The sequence below is a fragment of the Campylobacter sp. P0085 genome, from assembly GCF_002139495.1.
GTDB classification, from domain to species: Bacteria; Campylobacterota; Campylobacteria; order Campylobacterales; family Campylobacteraceae; genus Campylobacter; species Campylobacter devanensis.
Genome location: NZ_MJKB01000002.1, coordinates 57,482 through 73,170 on the forward strand (window position 1 = coordinate 57,482; position 15,689 = coordinate 73,170).

Genomic DNA, 15,689 nt, shown 5'->3' on the forward strand with positions numbered 1-15,689 from the left:
CTATAAGGGCGGAGTTCATGAGTCAATTTATAAATAGGGGGGGGGTATAACGCTCTTCAAGTGATTGGCGAATTAGAGAAAAAGGAGCGTTTAAATCAACTTAAAGCAGATGAAAAAGGTGTGTTAAATTGGTATAAAACTAATTTTCCTAGTGAGAAATTTAACTTTGCTGATATTCCGCATAATAAAATTACTTCACTAAATGGATTAAATATTTTGGTTCCATTTTATACTGATAATTCTATTGTTGATTTTATTATTGATGCTTTATCGTTTGATGAGTATGATAGTGTGGTGGAGCTAGGCTGTGGATATGGACAAAATCTTTTTAAGATATTTTATAATGGTAGCGGGGTGAATTTGAGATATTTTGGTGGCGAATTTACCAAAAGCGGCGTAGAGATGGCAAAAAAATTAGCTAGTATTGAGCCAAATATGAGAGCTGAGTTTTTTCATTTTAACCATTTAAAGCCTAAATTTGATAAAAAATTAGATTTTGGCAAAAAAGTTTTGGTCTTTACTTGCCATACGATTGAGCAAGTTAAAGAAATTCCTGATAATTGGTTTAAGGTTGTAGCTAGTATCGCTCCATTTGTCAGGTGTATTCACGCTGAGCCATTTGGGTTTCAAATTCGCAATCTAGGTGAAGCTAGTAAAAATCACAAAGATTATTTTATACAAAATGGCTGGAATTTAAATTTCGCTTCAACACTTAAAAAAGCTCAAAATGGTGATATAATCATCGAAGATGCTATGCTAGAGTATAGCTGTGGAACTGATTCATTTAACCCAACTTCAATTGCTGTGTGGAGAACGGTTTAGAGTTTAATATTGTTAGATTTTAGTGGAATTGAGCCATAATGAATAGTAAATTGGCCTTGATTTAATCTATTTTGCAAGGCCATAATCTTTTCTTTGCTTAAGTGCGCGATCTCCTTGCGTACTTGTGTATCTAGGGATTTTGATACTACGATATAAATGGCGATATTTTTTGGGCTAAATTTATAGGCAATTGTGATTTTGTCTTTGAATTCTTGTAGTGTAGTTTTGATTAGTGTTACAGCCTGCATTTGATGGTTTTTGTCTGTTGATACTGATTGTGCAGTTTCATTTGATGTAGTTTGAGTTTGAATTTCAGATTTGGTTTTTTGTATTTGATTTGTTGTCTGATTAGTTGAAGATGATAAATTTTGACTTGGATTTATCTGTTGATTTTGTGTATTTATAAGCAAATTTAACGCTAAATTATTATTAGGATTTATCGTAGTTGTTGGATTATGGTTATGTTTTTCATACTCTATTATATCTTTAAAATTAGCATCGATAAATTTCATTAGAGGCTTTATAAATGCGGTATATATGAGCTTTTTAATAAATTTAGATAAGATAAATTTATTTTTTATTGTTATTATTAGCTGCTCTTTTTGGGAGTATCGTTTAGAAATTTTAAGCGATATAATGGCGCAATCATCAACATAACATATTCCTTTTAGTGCATCAAGCGTGTATTTTAAAATATTATCAATATCAGCTGGTAAGTGCTGTTTCCATAGTATTTCGACAGCCAAATCCCCATTCATAATAAATGCATTTTGTTCTAAAGCAGCTTTTTTTAAGCCCTTTTGATAAATTGCTTTAATAGCATCATTTTTATTATTTATGCTTGTTGGTCTGTCGTTATATACTATTTTTTGTAGCATTAGTGGATTGCTCCTAGTTTTAGTTTTTGATAGATTTCACATTCTGCTTCAAGCTCTTTATCTGTACCAAATCCTACGATTTTACCATGGCCTATAACAGCAATTTTATCAGCATTTTTGATAGTTGATAGACGGTGAGCAATAACAAATATAATCTTATCTTTGCTTAAATTTTCAATAGCTTTTGTTATTTCTTGTTCGCTTTCATTATCTAGTGCGCTAGTGGCTTCATCAAATATTAGAATTTGTGGATTATGATAAAGAGCTCTAGCTATGGCGATTCTTTGTCTTTGGCCACCGCTTAAATTTGCGCCATATTCATCTAAAGTTGTATAGATTCCATTATCTAAATTTTGAACAAAACTATAAGCATTTGCCATCTTAAGTGCCATTATAACTTTAGCCTCATTTAGTGGAGCAGCATACGCTACATTGGCAGCTATTGTATCGTTAAAGATATATACACGCTGAGTAACTAAACCAATATTTTGCCTTAGGCTATCTAGTTTAAATTCGCTTAAATCATTATCATTGATTAAAATCATTCCAGAATTTGGGTCATAAAATCTCATTAATAGATTAATAAGTGTGCTTTTACCGCCACCACTACTACCTACTAAAGCTATCATTTGACCCTTATAGACTTTGAGATTTATACCATTTAGTGCAGTTTTATCACCGTAGCTAAATTTTAAATCTTGGATTGTGATTGAATTTACCTTAGCTGGGAAATTTATATTTCCATCAACAATACTTGGCTGCATATCAAGTAACTCAAATGTTCTTTGGCTAGCTACTACTGCATCTTGCATTTGATTATATATATTTGTTATACGTTTTATAGGCGTATAGAGCATAAATAGCGCTGTAAGAAAGCTAAAAAAGCTACCTACTGTAATTTGTCCATCAATAACTTGCTGGCCGCCTATAATTATAGTAACTGCGATTCCAACTGAGCCTAATGTTTCCATCATTGGACTAACTAAAGCATTTACCTTAACGCTTTTTAAATTTAAATGAAATATTTTAGTATTGTGATTATCAAATTTGCTTAGCTCTTTTTCTTGGGCACTACTAGCTTTAACTATTTCGATATTTGAGAAAATTTCATTTAACACCGATGTGATATCGCTAGAAGTTTCTTGCGATGTTCGGCTAAGTTTTCGCATTCTTTTAGCTAAGCGTGAAAGCGGATAAAAGGCTGCTGGTAACACAATAAGTGAAAATAGTGCTAAAGTAGGGCTTTGATAAATTACAACACAAAGTAATCCAATAATAGTTACAAACTCACGCACTAGTTCAGGAATGAGCGATGAGACGATATTGCGAATACGCTCAATATCACCCATGATCCTACTCATTAGCTCGCCAGTGCGATATTTATGGAAAAAACTCATATCTAATCCAAGTAGATTATCAAGTAGTTTGTATCTAAAACGCCTTACCATATCTTGTCCGATATAAGCGGTAAAATATACCTGTAGATATACTCCAAGGCTTTTTATAAAATATATTGCAATAATCGCATATGGAAGCAAATATAAAAGTGTTTCATTTTTTTCAACAAAGATATAATCAAGCACAGGTTTAACTAGCCATGCAGAAACCGCAGTTCCAATGCTAGCCATAATCATTCCTAAAATTGCAATAGCAAACTGCCACACATACTCTTTATAATAGGATTTAAACCGTCTAAAGACTTCTGTTATTCCGTCCATATTTTCTCCCATTTTACTCCATTTGGCGTATCCATTATCGCTACACCAAGGGCGGTTAATTTATCTCTTATAGCATCAGCTTTAGTATAGTCTTTAGCAGCCTTAGCGCTATTTCTAGATTCTATTAAATTTGCAATTTGCTCTTTTTGTTCTAAGCTAAATCCATATTGAAACCACTCAAACTCATCTATATAAAGAACTCCTAAAATCTCTTTTATAAATTCTAAATTTGCCATTATATCAGCTTTTAGTGCTTTGTTTTTAGGCTCTTTATCTAGATTTGTATTTGCTATATTTACCATTTCATCAATTTTTGCTAAGGCTTCTGAAATATTTAAATCATCGCTTAGGGCTTCTATAATCGCATTTTTAAACTCTAAATTTATCTCTCCAGGACTTACGCCGCTTAAGCGTTTTTTAAGTCTATAAATTTTATCGAGCCGTTTTTTACTAGAGAGTAAATCTCCTATATCGTAGTTGAAATTTGCCCTATAATGACTACTCATTAGATAATATCTTACCGCTTCACCCGGAGCAATAGCTAAAGCATCTTTAACAAAAAATGAATTGCCAAGACTTTTGCTCATTTTTTCGTTATTTACTTGAATAAATCCATTATGTAGCCAGTATTTAGATAGCTCTTTATGATTGGCACATCGGCATTGTGCAGCTTCGTTTTCATGGTGGGGGAAGAGCAAATCAGCTCCACCAGCGTGAATATCAATGGTTCCATTAAAGATCTCTTCAATCATTGCTACACACTCAGTATGCCAGCCTGGTCGCCCCTTGCCAAACGGACTATCATACCATTGTTCATCAAATTTCCATAACACGAAGTCTTTTTCATCTTTTTTAGCTCCACTGCTAGTAACTCTTGCGATTAGATTTTCGTCTTTTCTGCCGCTTAGACTTAGATATTTATCATCTTTACTTGTATCAAAATAAATCCCATCTTCAAGTCTATACGTAGCGCCATTTTGTTCTAGTTTTTGAATATAATTTATGATTGCATCAAGCGACTCTGTGGCTTTAGGTTCTATATCGGCATTTAGGACATTTAAAGCGTTCATATCGTTTTTATATCTATCTATATAGTAGGTTGTTATCTGCTCTAAGCTTTGATTGCTAGATTTCATTTTAGCTAGAATTTTATCATCTATATCAGTAAAGTTTTTGACAAACTTAACCTTATACCCAAGAGCTATTAAAACTCGCCTAAGCAGATCAAAGCTAATACTAGATTTTGCATGCCCTAGATGAGCATCATCATAAACAGTTGGTCCGCAGACATAGATATTTATATCATTGCCATTAAGTGGAACAAGTTTAACTTTTTGTTTTAAAACTGTATCATAAATTTGCATATATTATATCCTTTAATTCTATTAATAAATAGCCAAAAATTACTGCTAAGATTATAGTTATTAGATTTATCCTATTAAAGATTATATCCAAAAATTGCCTAATTCCAAATACAAAAATCGCATATCCTAGTAAAAATAGTCCGCTAATACTCCCAGCAAGTGCTAGTCCGCTTGCTCCTAAAGGTTTAAAAAGAAGCAAGCATAAAGCAGTATTTATAAAAAGTGAATATATAGCTATTTTAGCAGCGATTTTTTGTTGCATTTTAGCATATAGCCAGAGCGAAAAGAGCTTATAAAGCCCAAAAGGTAAAAGTCCTAACATATACATTTGCAAGACTTTAGCTGATTCTATAGTATTATTAGTGTTAAATTCACCCCTTTGAAATAGCAGCCAAATAATCTCATTAGCTAAAACAAATCCGCCAATAGTAGAAAATAGTAGTAAAAAAAATAGTAAACTAAAGCTTTTTTTTAGTAAATTTATGGCGTTTGTATCGTTTTTAGATTTTATTGCTTTGGCAATTTTAGGAAATATTGCCGTAGAAAGTGCGATAGCAAAAAGTGCTAAAGGCAATTGAAAGATTCTATTTGCGTAGTATAGATAGCTAATTGCCCCAGTAGCTAGAAAGCTAGCAATAAAAGTGGAGATAAAGTCACTTAGTTGATTGGCGCTACTACCAATAATTCCATGGCCAAAGTTTTGCCAAAAACCTTTAGCTTTAGCTCTTTTGCCTTTGGCAAATTTGGCTATACCAAGAGTTAATAAACGGAGTAAATTTAATCTTTTAAGTGCGATAATATGAGATAAAACCTGCAACATTCCTCCAGCTACAACCCCCCAGCTAAGATACATTGCGGCACTTTTTTGGTCTAAATTTAATGCTAAAAGCAAAGCAGTTATCATCGATATATTTAGAAAAGCTGTACTAAAAGCTGTAGTGGCAAAGTGGTTTTTATATTGAAGAAGTGCTGAGAGTAGTGTAACAATAAAAATTGCCAAAAGATACCAAAAATTTATTCTTACTAGTGGAACAGCTAGAGCAATTGTCTCAGGACTAAATCCAAACGCAAGCGCCTTAGTAACTAAAGGAGCAAAGAGCATCACAATAAGACTAAGACCAAGCATCGCAAGGCTAAGCTTGATTAAAATTTCAGCACAAAATAACCCTTTTTGACTAACTTTTACTAAATTTGGCATAAAGGCTTGAGAAAATGCACCCTCTCCAAAGAGTCTACGAAATAGATTAGGCAGCTTAAACGCTACAAAAAATATATCACTCCAAATACTTGCACCAAGAGCATTTGCCGTCATTAAATCTCTAATAAATCCAAGCACTCTAGAACATAAAATTCCGATACTATTTGTAAAGAAATGTCGCAGCAACTATCAAATCCCAAATTTAAAACTATGTATTATACTTAAAATTAATTTGATTTTTTATAAAATGTCTCAAACTTACTCTGTAAAAATAGGGCTAAAACAATCAAAAATCCACCGATTGTCATCTTATAAATATCAAAATCTACTCCCCAAAAAATTGCATTTACCAAAATTGCTATCGGAATTATAGCATTATTCATAATTGCTAAAGTGCCACTATCGACCATAAGTGAGCCACTACTCCACAAATAATAGCCAAACCCAGAAGCTACTACACCAAGGTAGAGTAAAACTACCCAGTTTTGCAAATTTTGTGGAAGCATTGTAAAATTCCCAAAGAGAATAAAGCTAACCCCTGAAACCAAAACCGCCCCAAGATAAAAATATCCAAAATTTGATCTATTATCTTTTAAATTTTTACAAGTAAGCTTATAAAATGCTTGTGCTGCCCCAAAGCAGATATTTGCCATCTGCACGAGTATAAATCCATATAAAGAACTAAGGCTCCAACTTTCAAATTTAATAATAAAAGCACCAATTATACATAAAGTAATGCTAATTAAGTATAGTTTTTTAAATTTGCACGATATAAGATCATAGATTAGGCTTAGATAAAATGGTGTAAATATAGTAAAAAGAGCAACTTCGCTTACGCTAAGATATAAAAATGAATGGTAGTAAAATATACTCATAAGACCAATTTGTAGGCCGCCAATAGTGATTAATTTTAGCTTTAAATCAAATTTTAACTTTAAATTTAAAAATGGTAAAAATATCAAAAATGCTATACAAGAACGAAAAAGTATAGCAAAATAGTTATCAACAACTCCGACGATATAGTATCCAATAAGCGGAAATGAGAATGCCCATATAAAAGTTGTTACCCATAAATTGGCCATTTTTTATCCTAAAATTGAAATTTGATTTATAGTATCACTAAAAAAAGTTAATATTAATCTATTTTTTAGTAAAATATCCGATTAAAAATCTTAAGGAGTCTAGGTGTTATTTACCAAAGCCAGTGAATATGCTATGCTATCATTGATTTTATTATCACAAGCTAATCACCCAAAAGATGTAGATACTATATCGTCTGAACTTGGAATTTCAAAAAGTTTTTTAGCAAAAATTTTACAAAATTTAGCAAAAGAGGGTATATTGCACTCCTTTAAAGGTGCAAATGGTGGGTTTGTTTTAGCCGATAAACCATCAAATTTAAGCATTAAGCGCATTTTAGAGAGTGCTGAAAAGCGTAAGGTAAATGTATTTGAGTGCGCAAATTCTAGATGCGATTGTCCTAGCAGCAAAGGCGATGAATGTAAAATTTGGCCTATGTTTAATGATTTACAAGGTCGAATTGATGAGTTTTTAGACCAGATTACCTTAACTGATATTATAAAGAAATAACCTTGGCTAAGCGCAATATTCTAACAATGGTGGCGCCATTTTTAGCGCCAGTGATGAAGGCAAAGAGTTTAACTGTAGTTTTTGTTATTGTAGCGATTTTAGCTATTATCATTGTGCCATTACCTAGTGCTGTGTTAGATTTTTTCTTAGCACTATCTATAGCTATATCTGTTCTTATAATATTAATATCCATTTATATACCAAAGCCTACAGACCTTAGTACATTTCCTACTCTTGTTTTAATTGTTACTCTATTTAGATTAGCGCTAAATATTGCAACAACTAGAATGATTTTAAGCGAAGGGCATAATGGACCAGAAGCTGTAAGTGAGATTATTGCTAGTTTTGGTGAATTTGTTGTCGGTGGAAACTATGTAATTGGGGTTATTGTATTTTGTATTTTGGTGCTTATAAATTTTATGGTTGTAACTAAAGGCTCAACTCGTGTAAGTGAAGTTCAAGCTAGATTTACTCTAGATGCGATGCCTGGTAAGCAAATGGCAATTGATGCTGATTTAAATGCTGGATTAATAGATGAACAAACAGCCAAGCAAAGACGCCAAGATATCATATCTGAGGCGAATTTTTATGGAGCTATGGATGGTTCATCTAAATTTATAAAAGGTGATGCTGTAGCTGGTATTATTATTACTATTATTAATATTATTGGCGGATTTTTAATTGGTGCATTTCAATATGATATGGCTATCAAAGATGCCGCTTCTACATATACTATTCTTACAATTGGTGATGGCTTAGTAAGTCAAATTCCAGGGCTTATTACTTCAACTGCAACAGCTATTATCATCACAAGAGCTAGTAAAGATGAAGATAATTTTGCTGAAGGTGTTGTAAGTCAGTTACTTGGTGAGTATAAGACGCTTTTAATTGTCGGTTTTATACTATTTGTATTTGCTTTAGTGCCAGGTCTTCCAACATTCTCTTTAGGATTTATGGGCTTATTATTTTTAGGGATTGGATTTATTTTAAAAATGATAGAAGAGGGAAAAATCGATTTTAGTGCTGTCAAAACCGATAAAAATGGCTCTCAGCAAGCTGGAAATGGTAATAAGGCTGCACCATCGGCTAATAAACTACCTAAGAAAAGCGAAGAAGAGATTGCCCTTGAAGAACAAGCTAAGATTGATGATATATTAAAGATTGAAATTTTAGAGTTAGATTTAGGTTATGGACTTTTAAAACTTGCTGATGGGGATTTGGTTGAGAGAATCCGTGCTATGAGGCGAAATATGGCTACAATGCTTGGATTTTTGATGCCTAAAATCAGATTAAGAGATAATATCTTACTTGGCCCAAATGAGTATAAATTTAAATTAAAAGGCGTAGTAATCGGCTCTGGCATTGTCTATCCTGATAAGTGCTTGGCTATGGATAGTGGATATGTGAGCGCAGATATCGATGGTATCGCAGTCAAAGATCCAGCCTTTGGGCTTGATGCATTATGGATTGATCAAAATTATAAAGAGGATGCAATTTTAAGTGGTTATACAGTAGCTGATGCAGCTAGTGTTATTTCTACTCATATGAGCGAGTTAGTTAAGCAAAACGCTAGTGAGTTACTAACAAAACAAGAGGTTCAAAATATTCTTGAAAAGGTAAAATCAGAATACTCCGTAGTAGTAGATGATGCTCTAAAAGTAGTTGGCGTGGGCGTTATCCAAAAGGTATTAAAAGCCTTACTTAAAGATAATATCCCAATTAAAGATATGCTAAGTATACTTGAGGCTATTAGTGATGTAGCTGAAGTTAGTAAGAATTTAGATATGATTATCGAACATGTCAGAGCGGCTCTAGCTAGAGTTATTACCTCTATTTATACAGATGAAAATGGTCAGTTAAACTTCTATATTTTAGATGCTCCAGCCCAACAAAAGCTAATTGATAGCCTAAGTTATAAAGATGGAGCATATACCTTAATGATAAATGTAGCCCAAACCTCAGCTATAGTTAGCGCACTAAGGGCAAAAAGAGAAAATAGACCTATAAGCGAACAGGGCGATATGGTGCTTTGCGTTGAGCCAAGTATTCGTAAATTTATAGCTAATATAGTTCAAAATTTTTCAATCGATATAGCAGTGCTAAGTTTTGCTGAGATTGCGCCAAATACGCAGTTTGAAACTCTTGGTACTATAGAGATACCAGAACTTTAATAAAGGAATAAAATGAAGATTTATCATCTTAGTCATACTGATTTAGATGGATACTCTTGCCAATTTGTTAGTAGTTTTTATTTGAAAAATGTCGAATTTTATAATTCAAACTATGGTAAAGAGATAGACAAAAAGATGTCGCATATAATTTCAAAGATAGGCGATGAAAAGGCGGTGATTTTAATCACTGATCTAAATTTAACCAAAGCTCAATGTCAAAGCTATCAAGAACAACTTGAAAATAAAGATGTTAAGCTTATTTTGCTTGATCATCATCAAACAGGAGCTGAGTGTGCAGCAGAGTTTTCTTGGTATTATTTAGATAATGCTAGAAGTGCGACAAAAATTTGTTATGATTTTTTTAGTGCAATTTTTGGCAAAGATGAGAGGCTAGGAGCATATTGTGATGTGGTAAATGCTGTTGATATATGGCTAAAAAATGATCCAAATTTTGAACTTGGTAAGGTCTGTATGGGCGCAATTGCTGGGGCAAAAGAGATAAATAAGGTAATGTTTGAAGATGAGCATATAGAGTATATCTTTTATCTTATGAGAAGCTTTTGTGAGTTTTTAAGTCTTAATAATGCCCATATTGAACTTGATAATAGACTCCATGGGATTAAGAAGGAGTTTTTTTACCTTAAAAATGATGATACTTTAAGTAATCTAAACTCTAGTTATCTAGTTAGACGCCTTGGAGCTAATAAGGATAAATTTAGCATTAATTATCGTGGTAGTAAGGGAATTTTGACTTATAATATAGGAAGCGCTAGTGTAATTGGTAACGACTTTTTAGTGGCTAATCCTGAATTTGATTTTTTTATAGATATGACTAGTAAAAAAACTATGAGCTTTAGGTCTAATGGGGATTTTGATGTGAGCCAAATGGCAAAGGAGCTTTGCGATGGTGGCGGTCATAAAAATGCTAGTGGCGGGTTTTTTGCTGGATTTGTAGATAGTTATAATTATGATGATATAAAATCACAAGTTGTAAATTTGATAAATAAAAAAACAGGAGAATTATGATGAAAAATTACGAAAATGATGTTACGCTAGAAGAGATGAGCTATGAATTGGAGTTAGCTACTCTTGGAATGCTTTACTACGCTGGAGTAAAAAAAGAGCGTTTAAATGACGCCTTTGATAGATATATAGATGTTATAGATGATGTATTAGAAAATAGCGATGCAAATGGTGTTGATGAAGTTATTACTGTGATTGAACATCTCAAAAAGAGCTGCCCAGAACTATTTAAAAAATAGTCTTTTGCTCTTAAATTTTAGTAATCTGATCGCTAGTTGACCTTTTTTATTTAAGATTTTATAATAGTTCCAAATATTAAAATTAAATCTAGCGATCTGAATTTGGGCAAAGATTTGCTCTAAATCATCTCTTTCTTTTGCAGTTAAACTATTCATCAAATTATCTCCTTTGAATTAAAACGAAATTATACTTGATAGCTTATTAAAAATCAATAAAATTTAGATTGTTTATATTTTATATTTTTATTTTGTATAGATAATATTTAATAAAATAAGCAATCAATCATATAAATTGCTAAATAAATTTACAAATTTTAATCTTTTTGCTTAAATTACTTGACAAAGATAGGCTCAATGTTGTATAATTATCTTAGCAATTAAATATAAAGAGTGCTAATAAATGAAACTAGATAAAAGAGATTTGATATTAGAATCTATCATTCATGCTTATCTTGAGGTTAATGAACCAATCGGCTCTAATGAGCTTGGCATGAGAATGAATGTAGCGATTCCAGCATCAACTATTAGAGTCTATTTTAAAAAGCTTAGCGATGAGGGAGCTATAACACAGTTACATATAAGCGGTGGTAGAATTCCTACAGCTAGTGCAATGGAGATTTATTGGCAAAATAGGCTAAAATTTAGCTCTGTTTTATCTATTAATAATATAGATTTGCTAAATTTATTAGTTTATAAAAATGATATTTATTGCATGATTTTTAAAGATCAAAAGCTATTTTTACAAGATGTTTTAAATCTCAAAGATCGCTTTTTGGTGCTTGATTTTCTTACTGAGAGCATATCAATTAAATTTAGCTCAAAGGTTGAAAGATTCTTAAGCAACTTAATTGGTGTTAGCTTAGAAGAGCTTGAAAATATCTCTATGCAAGTGGGGTTGAGCGAGTTAAGAGCGAAGATTAAGGCTTTAAAAAGAGGCGAGATTTTATTTCAAGAAAATGAGAAAATTGCTTTTGAAATTTGTAAAGATGATAGCATAAAGGCGATTTTAGATCCATCATTTGGTGATAATTTTAATGGAAATTTAGCCTTTAGTCCGTTGTTTTCTACTGGCTATATGGGGTTAAAAACTGATGTATTATATCAAGGTAAGCCCGCTGTAATGGTCTGTGCTAGTAGTGTGTATAGTGATTATGAAAAGTTTTTTAGTATGTTAAAGGAGGCGGCGTGAGTCAAAACGAAAAAGAAAATTTAGATGAAAATCCAGCTTTGGATGAACAAAATTGCCAAGAGTGCGAAGCAGATGAACAAAATTGCCAAAATGATTTAGCAGATGAGCTTAATAAAGTTAAAGAAGATTTGATAAGGGCTACGGCTGATTTTGAAAATATCAAAAAGCGTTTAGAGCGTGAAAAAGCTGAAGCTTTGAAATTTGCAAATGAGAGCTTCGCTAGAGATCTTTTGCCAGTTATTGATGCTTTGGAGATTGCTGCGAATTTACAAAGCGGAGATGATGAGATAACAAACAAGATAAAAGATGGGATAAATCTAACTATTGAGCAGTTTAAAAAGTGCTTTGAAAAGTATGGTATAAAAGAGATTGATACCAATGGTGAGTTTAATCCTGAATTTCATAACGCTATAAATTATATAGAGACAGAGGAGGTAGAAAGTGGTAGAATAGCTACTGTTTATCAAAAAGGCTATCTATATAATGATAGAGTTTTAAGACCTTCAATGGTTGTAATAGCAAAATAAATTTTAATAAAAAGGATACAAAATGAGTAAAGTAATAGGAATTGACCTAGGAACAACAAATTCATGCGTAAGCATATATGAGAGAGGCGAAAGCAAAGTAATACCAAATAAAGAAGGAAAAAACACAACTCCTTCTGTGGTAGCTTTTACTGATAAGGGTGAAATTTTAGTTGGTGATACTGCTAAACGACAAGCAGTAACAAACCCTGAAAAAACCATATTTTCTATCAAAAGAATTATGGGTCTTATGATGAATGAGAAAAATGCTAGCGAAGCCAAAGCTCGACTTCCATATCATATCGTAGATAGAAATGGTGCGTGTGCTGTTGAGATAGCTGGCAAAACATACACTCCACAAGAGATTTCGGCTAAAGTATTGATTAAGCTAAAAGAAGATGCTGAGGCGTTTTTAGGTGAGAGTGTTACTGATGCGGTTATAACTGTGCCTGCATATTTTAATGATAGCCAAAGAAAAGCTACAAAAGAAGCAGGAACCATCGCAGGATTAAATGTACTTAGAATTATAAATGAACCAACAGCGGCGGCTTTGGCTTATGGTTTGGATAAAAAAGAGGCCGAAAAAATCGTAGTTTATGACCTAGGTGGCGGAACTTTTGATGTAACTGTGCTAGAAACTGGCGATAATGTAGTTGAAGTTTTAGCTACTGGTGGTAATGCGTTTTTAGGTGGTGATGACTTTGATAATCGCTTAATTGACTTTTTGGTAAATGAATTTAAAAGTGAAAGTGGAATAGACCTTAAAAACGATGTTATGGCTCTTCAACGCCTAAAAGAAGCTGCTGAAAATGCCAAAAAAGAGCTAAGTAGCGCTATGGAAACAACTATAACTCTACCATTTATCACAGCTGATGCCACTGGACCAAAACACCTTACAAAGAGTATTAGTAGGGCTAAATTTGAAAGTATGATAGATGATTTGGTATCTCAAACAATATCAAAAATTAGCGAAGTTGTCAAAGATGCTGGTGTGAGCAAAAGTGATATAAAAGAAGTAGTTATGGTGGGTGGCTCAACTCGTGTGCCTTTGGTACAAGAAGAGGTTAAAAAAGCATTTGATAAAGAGCTAAATAAATCAGTAAATCCTGATGAAGTAGTGGCAATTGGAGCAGCTATACAAGGTGCGGTAATTAAAGGCGATGTAAAAGATGTGTTGCTTTTAGATGTTACACCTCTTAGCCTTGGTATTGAGACTCTTGGTGGAGTTATGAGTAAATTGATAGAAAAAGGTACCACAATCCCAACTAAAAAATCTCAGACTTTCTCAACTGCTGAAGATAACCAAAGTGCCGTTACTATCAATGTTTTACAAGGTGAGCGTGAATTTAGCCGTGATAATAAAAGTCTTGGTAATTTCAATCTTGAAGGCATTATGCCAGCACCAAGAGGCGTGCCACAAATTGAAGTTACATTTGATATAGACGCAAATGGAATTCTCACAGTCTCTGCTAAAGATAAAGCTAGTGGAAAAGCTCAAAATATCACCATTTCAGGCTCAAGCGGTTTAAGCGAAGAAGAGATAAATAAAATGGTAAATGACGCTGAATTACACAAAGAAGAAGATAGAAAGAGAAAAGAGGCCGTTGAAGCTAGAAACGCAGCTGATAGCCTAGCTCACCAAACTCAAAAATCTCTTGATGAACTTGGTGAGAAAATTTCAAGTGAAGATAGGGCTAAAATTGAAGCAGCCTTAAATGATCTAAAAGAGACATTGAAAAATGAAAATGCCACAAAAGAGCAGATTGATACAAAGGTAAAAGCCCTAAGTGAAGCGAGCCATAAGCTAGCTGAGGCAATGTATCAAAATCAAACCGCTGGCGCTAACGCACAAGATAAGAAAAAAGATGATGATGTTATCGACGCAGAAGTAGAGTAAATTTATAAGCTGGCCTTTAAGGCTGGCTTAAATACAAAAATATCTCATCAGCTAATAAAAAATTTGGATTATAGATTCTCTCATTTTCTAATATCAATTTTTTCTCTTCAATTAATATTTTAGCCCTTTGTCTCATCTCTAAGCTTAAATCTAATAAATCAACCCCAACGCAACTCCTAAGCCCCAAAAAGACTCTTTCATCTCTTTTGTTTTCATCATTTAAAATTTCAATAGATTTTTTAAAAGGATTATCGATATAATTTTTAAGATTAGTAGCACCTTTGTATCTTTTAAATCCAGTTGTCCCCACAGCATACGCACCAAATCCATAGTAATCATCGCCACGCCAATAACTTAGATTGTGGTTACAAATTTGACCAAAATTTGATATTTCATACTGCTTAAATCCGATATTTTTAAGTGAATTTATAAGATATTTAGCTAAGATTGGGCTATCTTTTTGATATGATTTTTTAGTGCTAAATTTGCTCTCAAGCATTAAGCTATAAGCTGAAATATGCGTGATTTCTAGCTTGTTTAGAGCTTGAATTTCACTAGATAGCAAGGCTTTTGTATCAAGCTTGGTGCCATACATTATATCTACATTTATATTTGTAAAACCAGCTATTTTAGCATCTTTTATGGCTTTAAAGACTCTTTTTGAGTCGTGAATTCTACCTAGAAATTTAAGCTTATTTTCATTAAAGCTTTGCGCTCCAAGGCTTAGGCGGTTTACACCGAGTTTTCTCATATATTTTAGCCAATTTAAATTCGCTGAGTTTGGGTTTGCTTCGCTAGTGATTTCGCAATTAATATCTAAATTTGGCACTAAATACTCAAAAATCTCATCATATAACCCAGCTTCAACACTACTAGGAGTGCCACCACCTATGAAAATTGTAGAGATTTTATCTTTGAATTTTATGCTTTTTATCTCTTTGGCTAGGGCTTTAAAATACTCTTTAGTTATATTAAATTTATCGCTATGAGAGCCAAAAGCACAATATGGGCATTTTGATTCACAAAATGGAATATGGATATAAATATGCAACTTTTGTCCTAAAATTTATTCTAAA

The 15,689-nt window shown here is 32.8% G+C and carries 15 protein-coding genes; 8 read left to right on the top strand and 7 right to left on the bottom strand.

What is annotated here, in order from left to right:
* The first annotated feature begins 60 nt into the window (after positions 1 to 60).
* On the top strand, positions 61 to 822 hold the full coding sequence (locus tag CIGNP85_RS02140; RefSeq protein ID WP_086286757.1) for a hypothetical protein: 762 nt from the start codon (positions 61 to 63) through the stop codon (positions 820 to 822).
* Here CIGNP85_RS02140 and CIGNP85_RS02145 read toward each other — a convergent pair.
* Genes CIGNP85_RS02145 through CIGNP85_RS02165 form a run of 5 tightly spaced genes read right to left on the bottom strand, consistent with a single transcriptional unit; the run spans position 819 to position 7,062 of the window.
* Complete coding sequence (locus CIGNP85_RS02145) at positions 819 to 1,700, bottom strand: RusA family crossover junction endodeoxyribonuclease (RefSeq protein ID WP_086286758.1); 882 nt, start codon at positions 1,698 to 1,700, stop codon at positions 819 to 821. The genes CIGNP85_RS02140 and CIGNP85_RS02145 overlap by 4 nt on opposite strands.
* Positions 1,700 to 3,418, bottom strand: coding sequence for an ABC transporter ATP-binding protein (locus tag CIGNP85_RS02150; RefSeq protein WP_086287020.1), 1,719 nt, complete (start codon positions 3,416 to 3,418; stop codon positions 1,700 to 1,702). The genes CIGNP85_RS02145 and CIGNP85_RS02150 overlap by 1 nt, the downstream gene beginning before the upstream one ends.
* Positions 3,406 to 4,782 (bottom strand): cysteine--tRNA ligase, encoded by a 1,377-nt coding sequence (cysS, locus tag CIGNP85_RS02155; protein ID WP_086286759.1) that lies wholly within the window; start codon positions 4,780 to 4,782, stop codon positions 3,406 to 3,408. Before cysS ends, CIGNP85_RS02150 begins: the two co-directional genes overlap by 13 nt.
* On the bottom strand, positions 4,769 to 6,166 hold the full coding sequence (murJ, locus tag CIGNP85_RS02160; RefSeq protein WP_086228962.1) for a murein biosynthesis integral membrane protein MurJ: 1,398 nt from the start codon (positions 6,164 to 6,166) through the stop codon (positions 4,769 to 4,771). Before murJ ends, cysS begins: the two co-directional genes overlap by 14 nt.
* A gap of 41 nt (positions 6,167 to 6,207) precedes the next feature.
* The gene (locus tag CIGNP85_RS02165) at positions 6,208 to 7,062 is read right to left on the bottom strand and encodes an EamA family transporter (protein ID WP_086286760.1); all 855 of its coding nucleotides are present in this window, start codon (positions 7,060 to 7,062) and stop codon (positions 6,208 to 6,210) included.
* 103 nt (positions 7,063 to 7,165) lie between these two features.
* Here CIGNP85_RS02165 and CIGNP85_RS02170 point away from each other — a divergent pair, with 103 nt between their 5' ends.
* The 4 genes from CIGNP85_RS02170 to CIGNP85_RS02185 are packed head-to-tail and all read left to right on the top strand — an operon-like array spanning position 7,166 to position 11,003.
* The gene (locus CIGNP85_RS02170) at positions 7,166 to 7,570 is read left to right on the top strand and encodes an RrF2 family transcriptional regulator (protein ID WP_086224586.1); all 405 of its coding nucleotides are present in this window, start codon (positions 7,166 to 7,168) and stop codon (positions 7,568 to 7,570) included.
* A 2-nt stretch (positions 7,571 to 7,572) separates the two neighbouring features.
* Positions 7,573 to 9,741, top strand: a complete 2,169-nt coding sequence (gene flhA, locus CIGNP85_RS02175; RefSeq protein WP_236845545.1) for a flagellar biosynthesis protein FlhA — start codon at positions 7,573 to 7,575, stop codon at positions 9,739 to 9,741.
* Positions 9,742 to 9,753: 12 nt separating this feature from the next.
* The gene (locus CIGNP85_RS02180; RefSeq protein WP_086235378.1) at positions 9,754 to 10,767 is read left to right on the top strand and encodes a DHH family phosphoesterase; all 1,014 of its coding nucleotides are present in this window, start codon (positions 9,754 to 9,756) and stop codon (positions 10,765 to 10,767) included.
* Complete coding sequence (locus CIGNP85_RS02185) at positions 10,767 to 11,003, top strand: hypothetical protein (RefSeq protein WP_086224584.1); 237 nt, start codon at positions 10,767 to 10,769, stop codon at positions 11,001 to 11,003. Before CIGNP85_RS02180 ends, CIGNP85_RS02185 begins: the two co-directional genes overlap by 1 nt.
* Here CIGNP85_RS02185 and CIGNP85_RS08315 read toward each other — a convergent pair.
* On the bottom strand, positions 10,989 to 11,159 hold the full coding sequence (locus CIGNP85_RS08315) for a hypothetical protein (RefSeq protein ID WP_179187299.1): 171 nt from the start codon (positions 11,157 to 11,159) through the stop codon (positions 10,989 to 10,991). The genes CIGNP85_RS02185 and CIGNP85_RS08315 overlap by 15 nt on opposite strands.
* A gap of 244 nt (positions 11,160 to 11,403) precedes the next feature.
* Here CIGNP85_RS08315 and CIGNP85_RS02190 point away from each other — a divergent pair, with 244 nt between their 5' ends.
* From CIGNP85_RS02190 to dnaK, 3 genes are read left to right on the top strand one after another with little or no spacing between them, the layout of a single operon-like run.
* Entirely contained in the window at positions 11,404 to 12,192 is a 789-nt protein-coding gene (locus tag CIGNP85_RS02190) for an HrcA family transcriptional regulator (RefSeq protein ID WP_086252433.1), read from the top strand.
* A complete protein-coding gene (gene grpE, locus CIGNP85_RS02195; protein ID WP_086286761.1) occupies positions 12,189 to 12,719 on the top strand; it encodes a nucleotide exchange factor GrpE in 531 nt (176 codons plus the stop codon). Before CIGNP85_RS02190 ends, grpE begins: the two co-directional genes overlap by 4 nt.
* Before the next feature lie 22 nt (positions 12,720 to 12,741).
* The gene (gene dnaK, locus CIGNP85_RS02200) at positions 12,742 to 14,613 is read left to right on the top strand and encodes a molecular chaperone DnaK (RefSeq protein ID WP_086286762.1); all 1,872 of its coding nucleotides are present in this window, start codon (positions 12,742 to 12,744) and stop codon (positions 14,611 to 14,613) included.
* A 16-nt stretch (positions 14,614 to 14,629) separates the two neighbouring features.
* Here dnaK and hemW read toward each other — a convergent pair whose 3' ends face one another.
* Positions 14,630 to 15,664, bottom strand: coding sequence for a radical SAM family heme chaperone HemW (hemW, locus tag CIGNP85_RS02205; protein WP_086282190.1), 1,035 nt, complete (start codon positions 15,662 to 15,664; stop codon positions 14,630 to 14,632).
* Positions 15,665 to 15,689 lie beyond the last annotated feature (25 nt).